Source organism: Achromobacter sp. D7-1 (assembly GCF_059760445.1).
This window is the reverse complement of the sequence record NZ_JCBAMT010000110.1, coordinates 1-19819: the sequence shown is the minus strand read 5'-3', so window position 1 is coordinate 19819 and position 19819 is coordinate 1. Positions and strand designations below refer to the sequence as shown.

The 19819-nt window shown below is 66.2% G+C and carries 16 protein-coding genes; 6 read left to right on the top strand and 10 right to left on the bottom strand.

Going from position 1 to position 19819, the window contains the following annotated elements; genetic code table 11:
* A partial coding sequence (locus AC6LKD_RS29785; RefSeq protein ID WP_498118269.1) for an AMP-binding protein occupies positions 1 to 1081 on the top strand: 1081 nt, incomplete at its 5' end.
* Positions 1082 to 1097: 16 nt separating this feature from the next.
* Here the strand turns inward: AC6LKD_RS29785 and AC6LKD_RS29780 are convergent.
* Positions 1098 to 2006, bottom strand: a complete 909-nt coding sequence (locus tag AC6LKD_RS29780; RefSeq protein ID WP_498118267.1) for a LysR family transcriptional regulator — start codon at positions 2004 to 2006, stop codon at positions 1098 to 1100.
* A gap of 71 nt (positions 2007 to 2077) precedes the next feature.
* Entirely contained in the window at positions 2078 to 2971 is an 894-nt protein-coding gene (locus AC6LKD_RS29775; protein WP_498118266.1) for a LysR family transcriptional regulator, read from the bottom strand.
* Positions 2972 to 3074: 103 nt separating this feature from the next.
* On the opposite strand from AC6LKD_RS29775, the gene AC6LKD_RS29770 reads away from it, so the two are divergent.
* The 3 genes from AC6LKD_RS29770 (at position 3075) to AC6LKD_RS29760 (ending at position 6378) form a co-directional block, all read left to right on the top strand.
* Positions 3075 to 3689 (top strand): NAD(P)H-dependent oxidoreductase, encoded by a 615-nt coding sequence (locus tag AC6LKD_RS29770; protein ID WP_013396347.1) that lies wholly within the window; start codon positions 3075 to 3077, stop codon positions 3687 to 3689.
* A gap of 36 nt (positions 3690 to 3725) precedes the next feature.
* Entirely contained in the window at positions 3726 to 4739 is a 1014-nt protein-coding gene (locus AC6LKD_RS29765) for an NADP-dependent oxidoreductase (RefSeq protein ID WP_498118265.1), read from the top strand.
* 103 nt (positions 4740 to 4842) lie between these two features.
* The gene (locus AC6LKD_RS29760; protein WP_013396345.1) at positions 4843 to 6378 is read left to right on the top strand and encodes an argininosuccinate lyase; all 1536 of its coding nucleotides are present in this window, start codon (positions 4843 to 4845) and stop codon (positions 6376 to 6378) included.
* A 78-nt stretch (positions 6379 to 6456) separates the two neighbouring features.
* Here AC6LKD_RS29760 and AC6LKD_RS29755 read toward each other — a convergent pair whose 3' ends face one another.
* The 6 genes from AC6LKD_RS29755 to AC6LKD_RS29730 all read right to left on the bottom strand — a co-directional run bounded on the left by AC6LKD_RS29755 (position 6457) and on the right by AC6LKD_RS29730 (position 14622).
* Positions 6457 to 8937, bottom strand: a complete 2481-nt coding sequence (locus AC6LKD_RS29755) for a heavy metal translocating P-type ATPase (protein ID WP_498118263.1) — start codon at positions 8935 to 8937, stop codon at positions 6457 to 6459.
* 190 nt (positions 8938 to 9127) lie between these two features.
* Positions 9128 to 10075: a copper resistance protein B gene (locus AC6LKD_RS29750; RefSeq protein WP_498118262.1), complete on the bottom strand. Its 948-nt coding sequence runs from the start codon at positions 10073 to 10075 to the stop codon at positions 9128 to 9130.
* Between the two features lie 8 nt (positions 10076 to 10083).
* Positions 10084 to 11958: a copper resistance system multicopper oxidase gene (locus AC6LKD_RS29745; RefSeq protein WP_498118260.1), complete on the bottom strand. Its 1875-nt coding sequence runs from the start codon at positions 11956 to 11958 to the stop codon at positions 10084 to 10086.
* A 42-nt stretch (positions 11959 to 12000) separates the two neighbouring features.
* The gene (locus tag AC6LKD_RS29740) at positions 12001 to 12492 is read right to left on the bottom strand and encodes a cupredoxin domain-containing protein (protein WP_013396341.1); all 492 of its coding nucleotides are present in this window, start codon (positions 12490 to 12492) and stop codon (positions 12001 to 12003) included.
* A 76-nt stretch (positions 12493 to 12568) separates the two neighbouring features.
* On the bottom strand, positions 12569 to 13951 hold the full coding sequence (locus AC6LKD_RS29735) for a heavy metal sensor histidine kinase (protein WP_498118259.1): 1383 nt from the start codon (positions 13949 to 13951) through the stop codon (positions 12569 to 12571).
* Positions 13948 to 14622: a heavy metal response regulator transcription factor gene (locus AC6LKD_RS29730; protein ID WP_498118258.1), complete on the bottom strand. Its 675-nt coding sequence runs from the start codon at positions 14620 to 14622 to the stop codon at positions 13948 to 13950. Before AC6LKD_RS29730 ends, AC6LKD_RS29735 begins: the two co-directional genes overlap by 4 nt.
* A gap of 286 nt (positions 14623 to 14908) precedes the next feature.
* On the opposite strand from AC6LKD_RS29730, the gene AC6LKD_RS29725 reads away from it, so the two are divergent.
* Positions 14909 to 16051, top strand: a complete 1143-nt coding sequence (locus AC6LKD_RS29725; protein ID WP_498118256.1) for a glycosyltransferase — start codon at positions 14909 to 14911, stop codon at positions 16049 to 16051.
* A 17-nt stretch (positions 16052 to 16068) separates the two neighbouring features.
* Here the strand turns inward: AC6LKD_RS29725 and AC6LKD_RS29720 are convergent, their stop codons facing one another.
* Positions 16069 to 16191 (bottom strand): putative transporter small subunit, encoded by a 123-nt coding sequence (locus tag AC6LKD_RS29720; RefSeq protein WP_013396337.1) that lies wholly within the window; start codon positions 16189 to 16191, stop codon positions 16069 to 16071.
* Positions 16192 to 16219: 28 nt separating this feature from the next.
* A complete protein-coding gene (locus AC6LKD_RS29715; protein WP_498118255.1) occupies positions 16220 to 17911 on the bottom strand; it encodes a sodium:solute symporter family protein in 1692 nt (563 codons plus the stop codon).
* A 637-nt stretch (positions 17912 to 18548) separates the two neighbouring features.
* Between AC6LKD_RS29715 and AC6LKD_RS29710 the strand changes: the two genes are divergently transcribed.
* Positions 18549 to 19751, top strand: coding sequence for an amidohydrolase family protein (locus tag AC6LKD_RS29710; protein ID WP_498118254.1), 1203 nt, complete (start codon positions 18549 to 18551; stop codon positions 19749 to 19751).
* Positions 19752 to 19819 lie beyond the last annotated feature (68 nt).

Below are 19819 nucleotides of genomic sequence, written 5' to 3'. Positions count from 1 at the left end.
GGCGGGGGCGCCGGCGGATTACCAGGCGCCCGACCAGGGTAGCGACGACCTGGCGCAGATCCTGTACACCTCTGGCACGTCGGCGCGGCCCAAGGGCGTGATGCTGACACAGGCGAACCTGCTCTGGTGCGGCCAGGCGGGTGCGGCCAACAGCGGCCTGAGCCGCAGCGACCGCGTGTTCAACAACAAGCCGCTGTTCCACGCCAACTGCCAGGAGACGGTGCTGTCCTGCCTGACGGCGGGCGCCACCGCGGTGATCGGCGAACGCTATAGCGCGACGCGCTACCTGCGCCAGCTCATCGAGCACCGCATCACGATATGCAGCCTGTCCGGCATGCTCTGCCGCACCTTGCTGAACCAGCCGCCCACGCCTTTCGACCAGGCGCACCAGGTACGTTACGCAGGTTATGCCATCAATATTTCGGAAGCCGAGATCGCGGCGTTCATCGAGCGCTTCCGCATCCCGCTGCGCAACGGCTACGGCCAGTCCGAGACCATGCTCTATATCACCTTGCAGCCGCATTCCTCGCCGTCCTCCTACCCGTCCATCGGGCGCGCCACGCCCGACCGCGAAGTGTTCGTGGTCGACGACGACAACCAGCCGGTGGCCGCGGGCGCGGTGGGTGAGATCGTGGTGCGCGGGCGTCCAGGGCGCACGCTGACCCTGGGCTACTACCGCGACCCGGCGGCTACCCAGGCCGTGTTTGAAGGCGGCTGGCTGCATACGGGAGATCTGGGCTATCAGGACGTCAAGGGCAACTTCTTTTTCTTCGGCCGCAAGAAAGAGGTGATCAAGCGGGCCGGCGAGAACATCTCGGCCGCGGAGGTGGAGGAGGCCTTGATGGGGCATCCCGCCGTGCGCGACGTGGCCGTGGTGGGCATACCGGATCCGGTCCGTGACCAGTCGGTCAAGGCCTTCATCGTGCTGCACGCCGGGCATCAGGCGGATGCGGATGCCATCAAGGCCTTTTGCGCCCAGCGGCTGGCGTACTTCAAGGTGCCCGAACAGGTGCAATTCATGGCGGAGCTGCCGCGCAACGCCAGCGGCAAGGTGCAGAAGCGGGCGCTGCTAGATGCCTGAACGCCGCTGTGGGTCGTCAGGCCTTGCCGGTGGCGGCCTTGCCCAGCCGGGTCAGGGCTTCGGCGACCTGATGGACGATGGCCTGGCCTTGGTTGCGGTGGATGGCGATGGTGAACTCCAGCGTCAGCGGAGTCCGTGTCGGGTCCACCAGCGCCAGGGTGCCGGCGCGAACCTGTTCGGCCACCATCATTTCCGGCAGCTGCGCGATGCCGCCGCCAGCTTCGACGACTTCGATCAGGCTGTTCAGGCGATTGCAGCTGCAGATATTGTCCAGGTTGGCACCCATGTCGCGCAACTCGTCCTGCGCCGGGCCGAAGAAGCCCGACGGGCGCGACACGCACCACAGCGGTTCTGTCTGCAATAGCGATTGCATGGTGCGCGGATGGCCGTCAGCGTCGCTCAGCAGCCGGGACGAGACCATCCACGACATGCGGGTCTTGCCCAGCGATTCGCAGATGAACTGGTCGTCGCGCAGATGATTGGCCATGATCGCAATGTCCAGCGCGCCGGACGTCAGATGCTCCTGCAGCTTGACCGCGAGGTCCAGTTCGATCTCGTAGGAGATGCGCGGCAGGGCGCGGCGCAATTCGGGCACCACGCGTGAAAACCAGGTCATGGAAATCTCGCCCATGCCGATACGCACCGTGCCGGCCGCGTTGTTGACGGCCTCCGCGTCGGTGAAGGCGTCTTCCACCGCCAGCAGCAGCGGTTCCACGCGTTCGACGAAGCGGCGCGCGGGCACCGTCAGTTCCAGCCGGCGGCCGCGCTTTTCGAAGAGAGGAAAACCCAGCGACTGCTCCAGCTCCTTCATGCGCGCCGAGACGGCGGGTTGGGAGGTATGCAGGCGCTCGGCCGCGGCGCGGAAGCTGCCCAGCTTGGCGATCTGGCACAGGGTTTCGGCATTGGTCAGATTCGGACGAGGCATGGGCGCATGTAGTGGTTTTTGGGCCGTATGTTAAGGCTAAAGGACGCGGACAAGCTGTCGGCGGCGCGGTTTCACGCGGATTTCTGGCTCTCCTCGCGCAGTATCTGGCCCAGGCGGCGCGCGCCAGGCCCTGCCGCGTCGGGATCGGGGTAGACGAGGTACAGAGCGCCCCAGCGCTGCGCGCCGTCCTGCAGCGGCAGCGGCTTCAATTCGCCCGAGGCCAACTGCTCGCGGATCCAGTCTTCCGGATACCAGGCGAAGCCCATGCCCATGCACGCGGCGCGTATCGACGTGCTCTTGTGGCTGAAGGTGATGCGCTGCTCGGTCACGTCCCAGACGCTGGGCCGCAAGCGCTGCCGGCCGCTGTCGCGGATCACCAGATGGCGGTGCGCCTTGAGGTCTTCGAGCGACAGCGGCCGGTTCATCAGGTGCAGGGGATGCGAGGGCGCGGCGGCGGCGACCGCGCAGTAGCGCAGTAGCGCGTCGCCGACATGGCCGGCCGGGATGTGGTCGGCGCAGATGGCGAGGTCGGCCTCGCCCGAGAGCAGCAGCTCATCCGTGCCGCCGACCACCGATTCGTGCAGTTCGATGCGGGTCTCGGGGAACTCGCCGGCAATCTGGTCCAGGCAGCGCAGCAGCAGGTCCGTCGGGAACAGGCTTTCCACGGCCAGGGTCAGCATCTGCTCCCGCCCCTTTGCCAGATTGGCGGCCGCCCGTTCCAGGCGCTGGGCTTCGCCCACCAGCGACTTGCCGCGCCGGTAGAGGATCTTGCCGTCGTCCGTCAGCAAGGCCTTGCGTCCGTCCATGGCGAACGCCGCCACGCCCAGCCTTTCCTCGATCTGGCGGATGGCATAGCTGATGGTCGACTGCGATTTGCTGAGCGCGCTGGCGGCCTGGGCGTAGCCGCCAGCGTCCACCACGGCGACCAGGGCCTGCCATTGCTCCAGCGAGATTCTAGGCGGCATATATATCTACCAATTAGATAAATATCTGCGAAATATTGAACTATTTTATCTGTTTTATAGATGATTCAATGGGTTCATCGTCATCAAGACAGAAGGAACCCAGATGAACATCCTGGTCATCACCGCCGGCGCGCCGGCCGATACATTCTCCGCGGCGCTTGCCGAGCGCTATGTGAACGGCGTGCAGTCCGGCGGCCACGCGCGGGTCATATGGGCCGATCTGCGCGCCGAGGCGTTCGATCCACGCATGACCGAAGCCGACCTGGATTTCTACCGCGGCAAGGGACCCTTGCCCGGCGACGTGCGTCGCGAGCAATTGCGCGTGGAGGCTGCAGACCTGGTCGTGCTGGCGTTCCCGATCTACTGGTGGGCCATGCCGGCGCTGGCCAAGGGCTGGATCGACCGTGTCTTCACCAAGGGATGGGCTTTCGGCGCCGCCGGGGGACAGCCGGGTCGACTGGCCGGCAAGCGCGTGCGCCTGATCGCGACCGGCGGCGCCGGCCCGCATGCCTATGACGAGTACGGCTACCGCGCCGCCATTTCCACCCAGATCGAACACGGCATCCTCTATTACAGCGGCGTGAGCGACCTGCGCACGCACCTGTTCCTCGACGTCGAGAGCGGCGACGAGGACGCGCGGCATCGCAACCTGTCCGATGCATACGGGTTCGGCCTTTCGCTTGCCGCGACAGGCGCCGGGACTCCTCCCGCGCGCTGAACACTTCCTTCCCTACTCTTTTCAATGAGGTTCGCCATGTCCATCACCACCCGGGAAATCCACCTGAAAAACCGCCCCACGGGGCTGCCCACGCCAGACGACTTCGCGCTGGTTGAATCCACGCTGCCCGCGCCCCGGCCAGGGCAGATCCTGGTGCGCAATCAGTGGATGTCGGTTGACCCGTACATGCGCGGCCGCATGGATGAGCGCAAGAGCTACATCGCGCCCTTCGCGCTGGACCAGGTGCTCGAAGGCGCGGCGGTCGGCGTGGTCGAGCAGAGCGCCGATCCGCGTTTTGCCGCGGGCGATCGAGTGGTGCACTTCGCCGGCTGGCGCGAGCATGCGTTGATCGACGCCGCGCATGCCACCGCCGTTGCCGACGACGGCATCGCCTTGCAGACCTACCTGGGCGCCCTGGGCTTTCCTGGCCTGACGGCATACGTGGGGTTGACTCGGATCGCCAACGCGCAAGCGGGTGAAACCATCTTCGTGTCCGCAGCCAGCGGCGCGGTCGGCAGCGTGGTGGTCCAGATGGCGAAGCAGATGGGGTTGCGCGTCGTGGCGTCCGCTGGTTCGGAGGACAAGGCGCGCTGGCTGCGCGACGTGGCGGGGGCCGATGCGGTCATCGATTACCGCAACGCGCCCGATCTGACCGCGGCGCTGGCCCAGGCCGCGCCGCAGGGCATCGACATCTACTTCGACAATGTCGGCGGCGACCATCTGGACAGCGCGTTGGCGTTGGCCAACGACCATGCGCGTTTCGTGCTGTGCGGCATGATCTCGGGCTACAACGAGGGCAAGCCGGCCATCGGCGTGCGCAATCTGTTCTCGGCCATCGAAAAGCGCATCAAGCTCCAGGGCCTGATCGCCTCCGACCACATCGACGTGCTGCCGGAGTTCATTCCCCGCATGAGCGCGTGGATCAAGGCGGGACAGGTGCAGTTGCGTGAAACAGTGGTGGACGGGCTGGAGCGCGCGCCGGAGGCATTCATCGGCCTGTTCAAGGGCGCCAACACTGGAAAGATGCTGGTCAGGCTGACCAAGTCCTGAAGACCCGGCCCGCGCGGGCCGGCCGCAGGCTCGGTGAAATCCGCCATTTCCCGCCGCCTGGCCCGCCGATACACTGGCCGCTCGCCATCCAAACGAGACAGCCATGAGACAACTACTTCCCGCCCTGGGCGCCGCGCTTGCCTTCACGTTCGGCGCCCAGGCGTCGGCCCAGCAAGCCCAGCCCGCGGCCTCCGTGCCGCGCGATCCGTTCTTCTGGCTGGGCGAAATCAACAAGGCCACCGCCGTCATCAACACCGACGAGGGGTTGCTGGATAAGTCCATGGCGCCGCGCCTGGCCGCCGGCGTGGCCAAGGTGATCAGCGACGGCAACCAGCCTGGCGCCAAGCGCCCGTCCAGCGTCATCACCTTCGAACCGTTGTTGATCAAGGCGGCGGGCGAGGACGTGACGCTGCTGCACGCGGGGCGTTCCAGCCAGGACATGCACGCGACCTACCGCAGCGCCATCCTGCGCGACAAGCTGCTGGATCTGGCGGCCCAGCTGAACGCCACGTCCACCACCCTGGTGGAACTGGCGGGCAAGCATGCCGCGACCATCGTGCCGAACTACACCAACGGCGTGGCGGCCCAGCCCAACAGCTACGGACACTATCTGCTGGGGCAGGCCGCCGGCATGGCGCGCGACGCGCAGCGCATCCGCGAAGCCTATGTGCGCATCGACCGCTCGCCGATGGGCACCACGGTGCTCAACGGCACCAGCTGGCCGCTGGACCGCAAGCGCATGGCGCAGTATCTGGGCTTTGCCGCGCTGGTGGACAATGCCTATGACGCCTCGCAGATTTCATCCATGGACCAGCCCGTCGAAGTCGCAGCCATCGTCACCAGCATCGCGCTGCGCACCGGCAACTTCGTCGAGGACGTGATGACCCAGTACGCCCAGCCGCGTCCCTGGATCCTGCTGGAAGAGGGCGGCGGCAACACCTACGTGTCCAGCGCCATGCCGCAGAAGCGCAACCCCGGCCTGCTCAACGACACCCGCAGCGACGCGTCGACCGCCGTGACGCTGGCCATGGGGCCGGTAGTGCAGACGCACAACATCACGCCGGGCATGAGCGATCCCAAGGACGTGAAGCAGAACTCCGCCATGGTCGACGCCGGCATCTCGGCGCTCAAGCGTTGGGACCGGGTGCTGAAAGCCATGGTCATCAGCCCCGACCGGGCGCTGGAAGAGCTGAACAGCGACTGGACGGCGTCGCAGGAACTGGCCGACGTGCTGATGCGCAAGTACAAGCTGCCGTTCCGCGACGGCCACCATTTCGCGTCCGAGGTCGTGAGCTACGCCAAGACCAACAACATCAAGCCGCTGGACTTTCCGTATGAGCAGGCGCGCCGCATCTATGCCGATGCCATGAAGGACTCGAAGTACGGCAACGAACTGCCGATGAGCGAGGCAGAGTTCCGTTCTACGCTGGACCCGGTCGCCATCGTCAAGAACCGCGCCACTTCGGGTGGTCCGCAGCCAGCGGAAATGGAGCGCATGCTGAAAGAGGCGCGCGCGCAGCTGGCTGAACAGGATGCCTGGATCAAGGAACGCCGCGCCCACATCAACGATGCGTTGGCGGACCTGGATAAGAAATTCGGCGCGCTGGTTGCCAGCGCGCCGAAAGAGAAGGGCCAGTAGGGGCCGGGTCATGGCGGCCTGTCGCCAGGCCGCTGGCAGTCCGCGCTTGCGGCCTGGGCCGGGAGCGCGGAGCGGACCTCAGCCGCGGGCCGGGAAGGGGGCCGCGAAGCGGCGCAGCCGCAGCGCGTTGCTCAGGACGAACACGCTGGACAGGGCCATCGCGCCCGCCGCGAACACCGGCGACAGCAGGCTGCCGTTGACCGGATACAGCAGGCCGGCCGCCACTGGAATCAAGGCCACGTTGTAGGCGAAGGCCCAGAACAGGTTCTGCTTGATGTTGCGGATGGTGGCCTTGGACAGGGCGATGGCGTTGGGCACGCCGCCCAGGTCGCCCGACATCAGCACCACGTCCGCAGCCTCGATGGCGATGTCCGTGCCGGTGCCGATGGCCAGGCCCACGTCCGCTTCGGCCAGGGCCGGCGCGTCGTTGATGCCGTCGCCCACGTAGGCGATGGGACCATATTGCTGCTTCAGGCGCTGCACCGCCGCGACCTTGCCGTCGGGCAGCACTTCGGCGACCACTTCGTCGATGCCGAGCTGGCGGGCGATGGCCTCGCCGGTGCGGCGGTTGTCGCCGGTGATCATGGCGACCTTCAGGCCCAGGTCATGCAGGGCGCGGATGGCGGCGGCAGTGGTTTCCTTGATGGGGTCGGCCACGGCGATCATGGCGGCCAGCTTGCCGTTGATGGCGGCGTACAGCGGGCTCTTGCCCTCGTCGCCGAGACGCGTGGCGTCCGCGCCGAAGGACTCGACGCTCAGGCCCAGCTCACGCATGTAACGGTCGGCGCCGATTTCCACCAGGTCGCCGTCCACGCGGGCACTCACGCCGAAGCCGGTAATCGATTCGAACTGCGAGATCGTGCCCAGCGCGATGTTCTCGCCGCGCGCCGCGTCCACGATGGCCTGCGCGATCGGGTGTTCCGACTTGGCTTCGACGGTGGCGACCTTGCCCAACACGGCAGCGCGTTCGAAGCCCGGCGCGACGATCAGGTCGGTCAGTTCGGGACGGCCCTTGGTCAGCGTGCCGGTCTTGTCCACGGCCACGACCTGGGCATCCTTCAGCGACTGCAGCGCTTCGCCCTTGCGGAACAGCACGCCCATCTGCGCGGCGCGGCCCGTGCCCACCATGATCGAGGTCGGCGTGGCCAGGCCCATGGCGCAGGGGCAGGCGATGATCAGCACGGCCACGGCATTGACCAGGGCGAAGGTCAGGGCGGGCTCGGGTCCGAACGTCAGCCAGATGATGAAGGTCACGACCGCGGCCGCCATCACGGCAGGCACGAACCACATCGTGATGCGGTCCACCATGGCCTGGATCGGCAGCTTGGATCCTTGCGCCTGTTCGACCATGCGAATGATCTGCGCCAGCAGCGTGTCGCCGCCGACCTTGGTGGCGCGGAACGTCAGCGCGCCGTTCTGGTTGACGGTGCCGCCGACCACTTCGGAGCCGGGCTGCTTCTCGACCGGGACGGGTTCGCCGCTGATCATGGACTCGTCGATGTAACTGTTGCCTTCCACGACTTCGCCGTCCACCGGGATGCGCTCGCCCGGGCGGACTTCGATCAGGTCGCCCGCCACCACTTCTTCGATGGTGAGTTCCAGCGTTGCGCCGTTGCGGACGACGCGCGCGGTCTTGGCTTGCAGGCCGAGCAGGCGCTTGATGGCTTCGGACGTGTTGCCCTTGGCGCGGGCCTCCATGTAGCGGCCCAGCAGGATCAGCGCCACGATGACCGCGGCAGCCTCGTAGTAGACGTTGACCGTGCCGGCGGGCAGCAGTTGGGCCGCGAAGGTGGCGACCACCGAATAGGCGTAGGCGGCGGACGTACCCACCGCCACCAGCGAGTTCATGTCGGGGGCGCCGCGCAGCAGCGCGGGGATACCCTTCTTGAAGAAGCGCAGCCCGGGGCCGAACAGCACGATGCTGGCCAGCACGAATTGCAGGTACCAGCTGTTCTGCGTGCCTATGGTCTCGGCGATGACGTGGTGGAACGCCGGCACGATGTGGGCGCCCATTTCCAGGATGAACACGGGCAACGCGAAGATCGTGGCGATGGTCAGGGCGCGCTTGAGCGACTTCAGTTCGGCGGCCTGGCGTTCGGCCACGGCGTCGGTGTCGCTGGATTCGGCCGAGAGGGTCTTTGCTTCATAGCCAGCCTTGGCCACGGCCTGGATCAAGGCGCTGGCGGGCACGCCGCCGGTGGCGGTGATGCTGGCGCGCTCGGTGGCGAGGTTGACGCTGGCGTTGCTGACGCCGGGCACGGCCTTCAGGGCTTTTTCGACCCGGCCCACGCAGGAGGCGCAGGTCATGCCGGAGACCGAGAGTTCTATCGTGGTTTCGGCGACGGCGTAACCCGCTTTCTGTACCGCCTGCACCGCGGCGGCGACGTCCGGCGCGCCTGCAAACGTGATGTCGGCGCGTTCGGTCGCCAGGTTGACGCTGGCCTGGTTGACGCCCGGCACGGCCTTCAAGGCCTTTTCGACCCGACCCACGCAGGAGGCGCAGGTCATGCCTTCGATGGGCAGGCTGACCGCGACGCTGTTTGCTGGGATGGCACTCATATCCGCTCCTTGAAAACTTGGAATTTCATGCTGATGGCTGCACTATAAAGATTCCAATGATGTCAAGGTCAAGCGTTTGATTGCCGCGGGTCGTCCAAGGGAAAAATAGCGGCCGCGGTTGTTGCAGCCGGTGGTTTCTAAAATGGGGACGTGCTTAGGCCGGCACCCGAAAAGGGGGCGCCGGCCAGGCTCAGAACCAGATGCGCACGCCCGCCAGGATGGCGCGCTCGGAGCGGCTTTCACCCGCTTCGCTGGCGTAGCTCGCGGTCTTGCCGAACTTGCGTCCGAACGACACGCCGACATATGGCGCAAATTCGCGCGTGACTTCGTAGCGCAGCCGCAAGGAGAACGATGCGTCGGACAGGCCGGAGCCCACGCCGCGCGCCTCGTCATTCTTGCCATTCAGGCTGGCTTCGATCTCGGGCGTAAGGATCAGGCGCTGCGTGAGCAGCAGGTCGTATTCCGCCTTCAGCGCCAGCGCGGTCCTGCCCGAACCGCCGACATAGCCGGTGATCTCGGTTTCGATGCCGTAGGGCGCGACGCCCTGCACGCCGAATGCAGCCCAGTTGCGCTTTGGACCGGTGCCAAAGTCTCGTCGAGCGCCCAGCTGCAGGTCCCAGAACGGCGAAATCGTGTGGCTCCAGAAGGCTTCGATCTTGGCGTCCGTGTTGCCGTTGAGGCGATCGCCTTCGCTCTTGATCCACAGCTTGTTCAGGTCGCGGCCGATCCAGAACTGGCCGTCCCATTGCAGGCTGGTCTGTTCGTTGCGGTCATAGGCGACGCCGAGCTTGTCGAACAGCAGATGGCTGGTGACGACGTTATCCATCATGTGCGGATGGATGCGGTAGGCGGCGTAGCGTTGCTCCGTACTGCCGTCGCTGGAGGGCAGGGAACCCACCGGCGGGCCTTGGCGCGAGGACTCGTCCATGCCGGGCATCGAGCTATGGTCCATGCCCTGCATGGTGCTGTGATCCATGCCTTTCATGGCACCGTGATCCATCCCCGGCATCGAACCGTGGTCCATGCCGTTCATCGTGCCGGCCGGCGTTTGCGCCAGGGCCAGCCCGGAGGCGGCGGAAAGGAGGGCGGCGCCCGCGACGAGCCCGGGCCAGTGCTTTCTGGATGTGGTTGTTCTCATTATTCCCCCTATTCCACGACGACCGCGCGGAACATGCCGGCCTCCATGTGGAACAGCAAGTGGCAGTGATAGGCCCAGTTGCCGCGCGCGTCCGCGCTGACGCGGTAGCTGAGGCGCTGCGCCGGGTTCAGGCTGATCGTGTGCTTGCGCACCTGGAAATTGCCGTCGGCGGACTCGAGGTCGCTCCACAAGCCGTGCAGGTGGATGGGGTGCGTCATCATGGTGTCGTTGACCAGCACGAAGCGCACGCGCTCGCCGTACTTGAGCACGATGGGCTTGGCCTCGGTGAACTTCAGTCCGTTGAACGACCACATGTAGCGGTCCATGTTGCCGGTCAGGTGCAGCTCGATTTCTCGGGTCGGCTGCCGGTTGTCCGCGGGTTCGACCATCGAGTGCAGGTCGGCATAGGTCAGCACGCGGCGGCCGTTGTTGCGCAGGCCCACGCCGGGATCATCCAGCCGGGTCGAGACGATGTCGGGCAGCATGGAGTTGGCCGGACTGCGCTCGGCGGGGTAGGGATGCTTGACCTCGACCATGCCGCCTTCGCTGGCGCCTGGGCTACCAGACATGGCGCCATGGTCCATGCCGCCGTGATTCATGCCTGCCATGCCCGCCATTCCAGCCATACCGGCGTGGTTCATCCCACCCATGGCGCCTTGACTCATGCCGCCCTGCGCGCCATGGTTCATCGCGCCTTGAGCGCCATGGTCCATGCCCCCTGCCTGCGCCCCGCCCATGTCCATGCCGGGCATGTCATGCGCCATGCCCATGTCCATCATGGTCAGCACCTGCACTGGGTCCAGCGCCGGGATCTCGGCCTGCATGCCCTCGCGCGGCGCCAGCGTGCCGCGGGCATAGCCGGAACGGTCCATGGCCTGCGAGAAGATCGTATAGGCGCGCTCGTCCTGCGGTTCGACGATGACGTCATAGGTCTCGGCCACGGCGATGCGGAACTCTTCCACTTCCACGGGCCGTACGGCCAGGCCGTCGGCGGCCACCACCGTCATCTTCAGGCCGGGGATGCGCACATCGAAGTAGGTCATGGCCGACCCGTTGATGAAGCGCAGGCGGATGCGTTCGCCCGGACGGAACAGGCCGGTCCAGTTGCCCGCAGGGGATTTGCCGTTAGTGAGGAAGGTGTAGGTGGCGCCCGAGACGTCGGCCAGGTCGGTCTGGTTCATGCGCATCTTCTGCCACATGAGACGCTCGTTCAGCGCGTTCTTCCAGCCGGACTTCTCCGCGTCGTCCATCAGGCTGCCGACGGTGGGCTGGATGTAGTTGTAGTAGTCGGGCATCACCTTGAGCTTGCGGAACACGCTCATGGGATCTTCGTCGGTCCAGTCGGACAGCAGGACGACATAGTCGCGGTCGGCCCGCACCGGGTCGGGGCGCTTGGGATCGATCACGATGGCGCCGTACAGCCCCGTCTGTTCCTGGAAGCCGGAATGGCTGTGATACCAGTACGTGCCGCTCTGGCCCACGTCGAACTGGTAGGTGAAGGTCTCGCCGGGGGCGATGCCGGGAAAGCTCAGGCCGGGGACGCCGTCCATGCCGGTGGGCAGGATGATGCCGTGCCAGTGGATCGAGGTGTCCTCGCGCAGGCGGTTGGTGACGCGCAGCGTGACGCGGTCGCCCTCGCGCCAGCGCAGCGTGGGCGCGGGCAGCATGCCGTTGACCGTGGTCGCGATGCGGGGCGCGCCGGTGAAGTTGGCGGCGCTCTCGCCGATCTCCAGGTCGAACTCGGTGCCCGACAGCACGCTCTGCCGCGTCGGGGCGGCCTGCGCCCACGACGACGGACTCCACAGGCCCATGCCGGCCAGCGCGCCGCCCGCGGCCAGGCCCTGCACAAACCGGCGGCGCGGATTCGAAACTGCTCTACTCATGCTCTATCTCCCCGGTAGCCGGACCGGCATCCCGGCAGTGGATTACTTGACGGAAACCGCGCCCTTCATGCCGGCGGGATAGTGTCCGGGCTCAAGGCAGGCAAAGGCGACGCTGCCCGCCTTGTCGAAGGTCCAGACGATGTCGCCGGCCTTGCCTGCTTCCAGGGACACGGAGTTCGGCTCTTCGTGGCGCATGCCCGGATCCTTGAGCATCATCTGGTAGTGGCCGTCCAGGTCCGCGGGCGTGCCCAGCACCATTTCGTGGCGGATCTTGCCGGAATTGGTGACCTTGAAGCGGATGGTTTCGCCCGCCTTGACGTCGATCTTGTCCGGGGTGAAGCGCATGGCGTCCGTCATGTCGACGGCGACCGTGCGCGAGACTTTGGCGGGGTTGCCGGGCTTGCCGATGGCGGCGACGGCATCATGCCCACCGCCGTGGCCTGCGCCGTGGCCGGGGGCGGCCATGGCGCCGAAGGAAAGCAAAAAGGCGCCCGCGGCGACGGCGCCCTGCGCGAGTTTCACCAGTTTCTTCATGCGTATCCTCTAGACTCGAATTGGGGTGGAGGCGCCACTTTAGTGACGCGCTCCACACCGCAACCTGTCGGGAGGATTACTTTCCTGTAATGTTCGGCGCCCGGGCCAGGGTGAAGCCGACTTCGGTGCCCTGTCCGCCGCAGCGGGCGAACGCGTTGCCGCCGTGCATGCGGGCGATGGCCCGGACGATGGCCAGGCCCAGGCCGTGTCCGTCGGCGCGCCGGCTGCGCGCATCGTCGCCCCGATAGAAGCGGTCGAAGATGCGCGGCAATGCCTGGGCCGCTATCGGCGCGCCGGGGTTCCGCACCCTGATTTCGATCTCATCCTGCCGGGTGACGCAATAAAGGTCGATGTCGCGTCCCCGAGGGGTGGCCCGGATGGCGTTGCTGAGCAGATTCGCGATGGCGCGCCGCAATAGCCGCGGGTTGGCCATCAGGACGGCGCCGCCGTGCGCCGCCAGGGAGACGCCGGCATCGTCCAAGGCAGCCTCGTAGTACTCGGCCACGCGGGCGATCTCCTGGCGCACGTCCACCTCCTGCAGGTCTCCCGCCGGTTCGCCGCCATCGGCGCGGGCCAGGAACAGCATGTCGTTGACCAGGGCCTTCAAGCCTTCCAGCTCTTCCAGATTGGATTCCAGCACCTCGCGCAGTTCCTGCTCGGAACGCGGAGATGACAGGCTGACCTCAGCGCCGCTGATCAGCGTCGCCAGCGGCGTGCGCAGTTCATGGGCCACGTCGGCGTTGAAGCCCTCCATCTGCTGGTAGGCCGTCTGCACGCGGCCCAGCATGCCGTTGAAGGTATGGGTGAACTCGCGTAGCTCCCGGTCGATGCCCTGTTCCGGCAGGCGCACCGCAAGATTGTCCGGCTGGATGCGGGATGCCTGTTGGGACAGGCGGCGGATCGGCGACAGGGACCGCCGCACCGCCCATGCAGACAGCACCACGGTGGCGCCGACCCAGACCGCGCAGATCAGGATCAGCGCGGTGGCAAAGGCATACAGGAACTGCGTGCCGGGCCGCAGGTTCACGGCCACGGTGAGCTCGGCGCCGGGTAGCAGCGCGCCTTCCAGCGGCACGCGTAGTCCGCGCATGTTCCAGCCGTCCTGCGTATGCAGTCTGATCTCGCGCCCGGAGAGCGGCCGGATATCCACGGGCGGCGCGTCGCCGTAGAACACGCTGCCGTCCGCAAGCGTGATCCAGGTCTTGAGGTTGCCGTGGCCGACCATGATGTTGTCCAGCGCGCCGCGCAGATCCTGCATCTGCGCGAGCGTGGCCTGCATGCCGATGAGATGGTTGATGAGCTCCAGCTTGCCTGCCACCTCAGTCATTTCCTGGCGCTGAACCTCGCGCTTCAGCGCCCAGAACAAGGTGCATCCGGCAATGCTGGACACCACCAAGGCGATGACGCCGAGCAGCAGCGTGAGCCGGATTTCGATGGACGCGATGCGGGGCAGCCTCATTTTTCACGCAACTCCAGCACATAGCCCATGCCGCGCACGGTATGCAGCAGCCTGGTCTCGAACGGGTCGTCGATCTTCGCCCGCAGGCGCCGCACGGCTACCTCGATGACGTTGGTGTCGCTGTCGAAATTCATGTCCCAGACCTGCTCCGCAAGCACGGTCCTGGACAGTACCTGGCCATGGCGCCGCAGCATCAGCGTCAGCAGCGTGAACTCCTTGGCCGTCAGGTCGAGGCGCATGCCGCCTCTTTGCGCCTTGCGCCGCGCCAGGTCCATCTCCAGGTCGGCGAGTTTGAGCAGCGTGGATTCCTGCCCGCGGCCGCGGCGCAGCAGCGCCTGGATCCGCGCCAGCAGCTCTGAAAACGCGAAGGGCTTGACGAGGTAGTCGTCCGCGCCACCCTCCAGGCCGCGTACCCGGTCTTCCACCTTGTCGCGGGCGGTCAGCATCAGGACGGGCGTCTGCTTGTGCTTGCGCAGGTCCGCCAGCACGCCGAAGCCGTCGACGCCGGGCAGCATCACGTCCAGCACCACTACGTCGTAGTCGCCTTCGATGGCGGCGTGCCGCCCGTCTATGCCGTCGCGGGCGACGTCGACCACGTAGTTGTGTTCGCTCAGTCCTTTGCGGACGTAGTCCGCGAGCTTTCGTTCATCTTCGATCAAGAGGATACGCATGGGGCGCCTTGCTTTCCTTGCACAAATGTAATGAGTCGGTCCGGCTTCTGTAATTACCGACTGCGTAGAGTTCAGCGTGTCAGCCAAGTTCCCGCTTGGCGGCGCTGAAACACAAGGAGCGATCCGTGAGTGCTCGAAAATCTATCTCGAAGAGCTTTGAAACGGCCAACGATGAAATTGCCGTTGCGGCGCATTATGCACCCTGCGCGTCGAAATGTGCGCGGCAGATCAAGCGGGTGCCGGCCGATGCAGCCAGCCCGTCTGGCGCCTGAACGGGTGCTCCGCGATGAGAATCCTGTACACCAATTTCCATCGCGGCGATGGCGGCGGGCATACCACCTACGTGCTGTCGCTGGCGGGCGCGCTGCGCGACGCGCACGATATCGTCGTGGCCGCGCCGCCGGAAAGCCGCTTGTTCAAGGCGGCCTCGGCGATGCCTGGCGTGCGGGCCGAAGCGCTGGATTTCCACGGAGGGATGCTGGCCGCGTGGCCCAACGCGCGCCGTCTGCGCCAGCTGCTGCTGCAGGAGCGCTTCGACGTTGCGCACGTCAACGGTTCAGCCGACCATCGCGTGTGCATGTTGGCAGGCTTGGGGCTCGGGGCGGACAGCCCTGCGGTGGTGTACACGCAGCACAATGACCGGCCCGCCAACAGCATAGGCGCGATGCTGCGCGCCCGTCTGGCGACGGACCGCGTCATCTGCGTGAGCGAGCACACGCGCCGCAGGCTGATGGGCAGCGCATTCGGGCGCTGCGGCTTGCGCACAGTGCGCAATGGCGTGGACGTGGAACGGTTCAGGCCGCAGGCAGGAGACACCGTGGCGCAGGCCCGGCGCCGCTGGCTGTCCGAGGCGCATGCGGGCCGTCTGGTGGTCGGCAGCAACGCCGGCACCGCGGACTACAAGCGCTGGATGGACATGGTCGAGGCCGTGTCGCTGTTGCCGGCTGGTCTGCGCGAACGCATCGTCGTCATGATCGCGGGCCAGCTACCTGATGAGCCGCAACGCCGGCGCGTCCGCGAACTGGGCATGGAAGATCAGGTCATCTTCCCGGGCTTGCTGGACGATGTCCGGTCGTTCGTGGGCGCGCTGGACCTGGGATTCGTGCTGTCCTCGGAGATGGAGACCATCTCGTTCGCCTGCCGGGAGATGATGGCCATGGGCGTGCCGGTCATCGTCAGCAATGCCGGCGGGCTGGCCGAGAACGTGCACGCGGGATTGGACGGCTGGGTGGTTCCGGCGCGCGCGCCGGAGGCCGTGGCGGATGTGCTGCGCGAGATCCTGGTGCAGCCGCAACTATTGGGTCCGATGGGGCGCGCGGCCCGGGAAAAGGCCGTGCGGGACTTCGCCTTGTCGCGCTTCGTGGCGGACACGCACGCGGTCTACCTGGAGGCGCTGGCGCAGGCCCAACGTCCGTTGCGGCTGGCCTGAAGGGCAATGGCCGCTCGTCAGACCATCGATTTTCCGCTGCGCCTGGCCGCGCGTATGTCCTGCCACAGCGTCGCGCACAGCAGGGCCAGGATAAGGGCGGAAATGGCGGGCCACACCAGGAAGTAAAACGTCAACCACATAACAGTCTCCTTGTTGCTTGAGGAATGTTCAGCCTTGAGCCGGCTGGATTTCGGGCCGTTGGGCAGGCGCCGCCGACATGGCTTCCTGCGCTTCCTGGAAGGACGTCACGCGCTCCGCGAGCAAGCTGAAGTCGAAGCGTTGCTTGCTGAGCAGGCTCAGCCCGGCGCAGACCGTGGCGCTGACGCCGTAAGCGGTCAGCGAGCCCATCAGGACGATGTATTCGCGCAGGGTGCCCACGAAAACAGGCAGCATGACGAGCATGCCCACCGCGCCCACGGCAAGGGCCGCGGTGCGGCCGAAGAAGCCGAACGTCATGAGGCCCAGCACTACGCCGCCGCCGATGGCCGAGCAGATTTCGAAGAACACGGCGAGCCCGCCGGTGATGGGCAGCAGTTCGAAACGCACGATGCTGAACAGGACCACGGCGCTGAGCACGGCGCTGACGAATGCGCGGTTGTCGACGCGGTCCCAGTAGAAGCTGGCGATGACGGGAAAGACGATGGCGCCCCACAGCGCGCCGACGAACACCAGCATCACCAGGATGTCCAGGCGCAGGCTGGCGAAGATCACGCCTATCATTGTTGCGACGATCATGGTGCAGCGGCCCCACCACAGCATGCGACGCGGATCGGGGCGGCCGCCGGCCAGATTCTTGGCGTACACATCGGTCATGACGATGGCCGACAGGGCGGCCAGATCGGAATCCGCGGTCGAGGACAGCGAGCCCACCACCAGCAGGAAGAACAGCGCGATGCCGAAGGGCGGCAGATAGGTCGACGCCATCTGCGGGATGATGTTGTTCATGTCGCCGTTGGCGGGTTCCAGGCCGACGAAGAGCGCCAGCAGTCCCAGCATGCCCAGGCCGATCACGACGGCGCCGTAGCCGGCGGTGGCGGTGAGGAAGGTGGGCTTGATCAGGTCTTCGCGCACCGCGAACAGGCGCTGGGCGATGGTCTGGTTGCCGATGGCGTAGGCCAGCACGGCCACGAAGTAGGGGGCGCCCTGTTCCAGGATGGCGCGGGTGGAATAGAAGTCCGCCTGGTCGGCGCTCAGGCGCCACATGTTTTCCGACAGCAGGTCCGGTCCGCCCGCATTGAAAAAGATGAGCGGAATGATGATGACCGCCGCGATGATCATGGCGGCCAGCTGCGCGAAGTCCGTCATCACCGAGGTGCGGAATCCCGACCACAGCGTGTAGGACAGCACGCCCAGGCCGGCGATGAGCACGCCCTGGATGAAGGTCAGCGGGCTCAGGATAGAGACCAGCGCGCCGGCCGCGGTGAAGTTCACCATCAGGCTGATGCAGCTGCCCACGATGTTGGAAACCGCCATGATCATCTGGCTGGAGGTGCCATGCCGCGCATGGATGACCTCGGCCAGTGTGTGGGCCTTGGGGGCCACCTGGCGAAAGCGTTTGCCGAAGGGATAGATGAAGAGAATCATCAGCGCACCCCAGAAGCCATAGTGCAGTGGGCCCGACAGGCCGTACTTGTAGCCCGATGTGGCGCTGGCGTAGAACGATGCGGCCCAGATCCAGGTGGCGATCATGCTGGCGGTGGACAGGCCGAAACCGACCGCGTTGTTCGACACCATGTAGCCGTCCACGTTTTCGTTCTTCTGGCTGATCAGCAGCGACATGAGGAACGTGGCGCCATAGAAGCCCACGAGCAGCAGGATGGCGGTGGTGCTGGATAGCTGAAAGAATTCTGTCTCTTGCATCGTCTTCGTCCTCTCTCCTTGACAGCGTGTTCATGACGGACAGTCATGGCTGCATGAAGGCCGTTTTTCGCGGGATGCGCAGGGCGGCAAACCCCGATGACGTAGCCGAAACACCAGGCGAGCGGCCGTAGGCGCGATCGCATGCCTGCCCGGCAAGGACGCGACAAGCACGGGCCTCGGACGGACAGCAAAAAGGCACACCGTATAGGTGTCTTGCTGCCGCATTGCGCAGAACGCTGGTTGCTTTAGACGTTGCTCGATGCGGCGAGCGATGGTCCTGCCTGGTAAGCAGGAAAATTGTTCCGCAGCCTTTACGGCCGGGTTTGGGTGTTTCGGCGTTGCACGCCGGGCCGCTGTGCGCGGCCTTGTGATGGATGCTTCCAGGCGACGTGCGTCGTCTGGCTGCATGCGTAATGAACTACAACAGCGGCCAAGTATAGGGACATACCCCGCTCTAGTCCAGCATGCGTTCATCAGGCGTACACGCGGCGCGAGTGATGGGACCGTGCTATCGCGCTTCGCATTGGCAAGTATCGCAACACTTAATTGGCCGTGGCGTGCGCGCTTCGATAAGGTTACAGGGTTCACTCAAGCGGCCGTGCCGGCGGCATGGTTGCGCGCAATACCAAGGCGAAACATGACAGACCGCGTATACATCAATGCCGTCGGCGCCGACGGCAATCCTCTATCCCTGCATGTGCGCGATGGCCGCATCCTGGCGCTGGGCGCCGAGCCGCTCGTCGCGGGCGGGGCGCAGGTGACCGACCTGCGCGGACACCTGGTGCTGCCAGGCTTTGTCGATGGCCATATCCACCTGGACAAGAGCTTCGTCGGCGACCGCTGGCGGCCGCACCGGCCCGCGGCCAGCCTGCGCGAACGGCTTGCCATCGAGAAGCAGGAGCTGGCCGCCGCGCCGCCCATCGAGGGGCGCGCCGATGCGCTCATCGCGCAAGCTGCGGCGTTCGGCACGGTGGCGATGCGCTGCCACGTGGACGTCGATGCCACCACCGGGTTGGGCAATCTGCACGCCGTCATGGCGGCGCGCGAGAAGTGGCGCGGCATCGTCGATATCGAACTGGTGGCGTTTCCGCAGGCCGGCGTGATGTCCTGTCCCGGCACGCCGCAATGGCTGGAAGCAGCCGTGCGCGAAGGCGCCGAGGTCGTGGGCGGAATCGATCCTTCCACCCTGGACGGCGATGCAGAAGGGCAGCTCGATTGCGTGTTCGGGATTGCCGAAAGATTGGGCGCGAAGATAGACATCCATCTGCACGAGCCCGGCGATCAGGGCGTAGAACAGATTGCGAGGATCGCCGCGCGCACGCGGGCGCTGGGCCTCGCTGGCCGGGTCGCCATCAGTCATGCCTACGCATTGGGTGACGTCGGCCAGCGGGAGCTGGAGGACGTGGCGCGCAAGCTGGCCGACGCCGGCGTGGCGATCATGACGAATGCTCCGGGCGATCGGGCCTTCCCGCCGGTATTGGCGCTGCTCGCGGCTGGCGTGCGCGTGTTCACGGGCAACGACAACATCCAGGACTGCTGGTGGCCCTATGGCAATGGCGACATGCTGCAGCGCGCGATGCTGATCGGCTACCGCTCGGGCTTCTACACGGACGGCGAATTGCTGACGGCCTTGCATATGGCGTCGCACGCCGGAGCCGAGGTGCTGGGCCTGCAAGGCTACGGCCTGCAGGTTGGCAACGAGGCAAACTTCGTGGCGCTGCCTGCTCCTAACGGCGCGGCCGCGGTCGCCGCCGTGCCTGCGCAGCGCTTCCTGTTTCGCAAGGGCGAACCCGTGGGCGAGGCTGCGCAGGCCTATGCCAACGTCAGGCCGGCGGCGTGACCTGCGCGGCGCGTTCCTCGCAGAAGTCCTGGAGCGCGCGCCGCAGCGCGTGGCCGGCATCGCTGAGC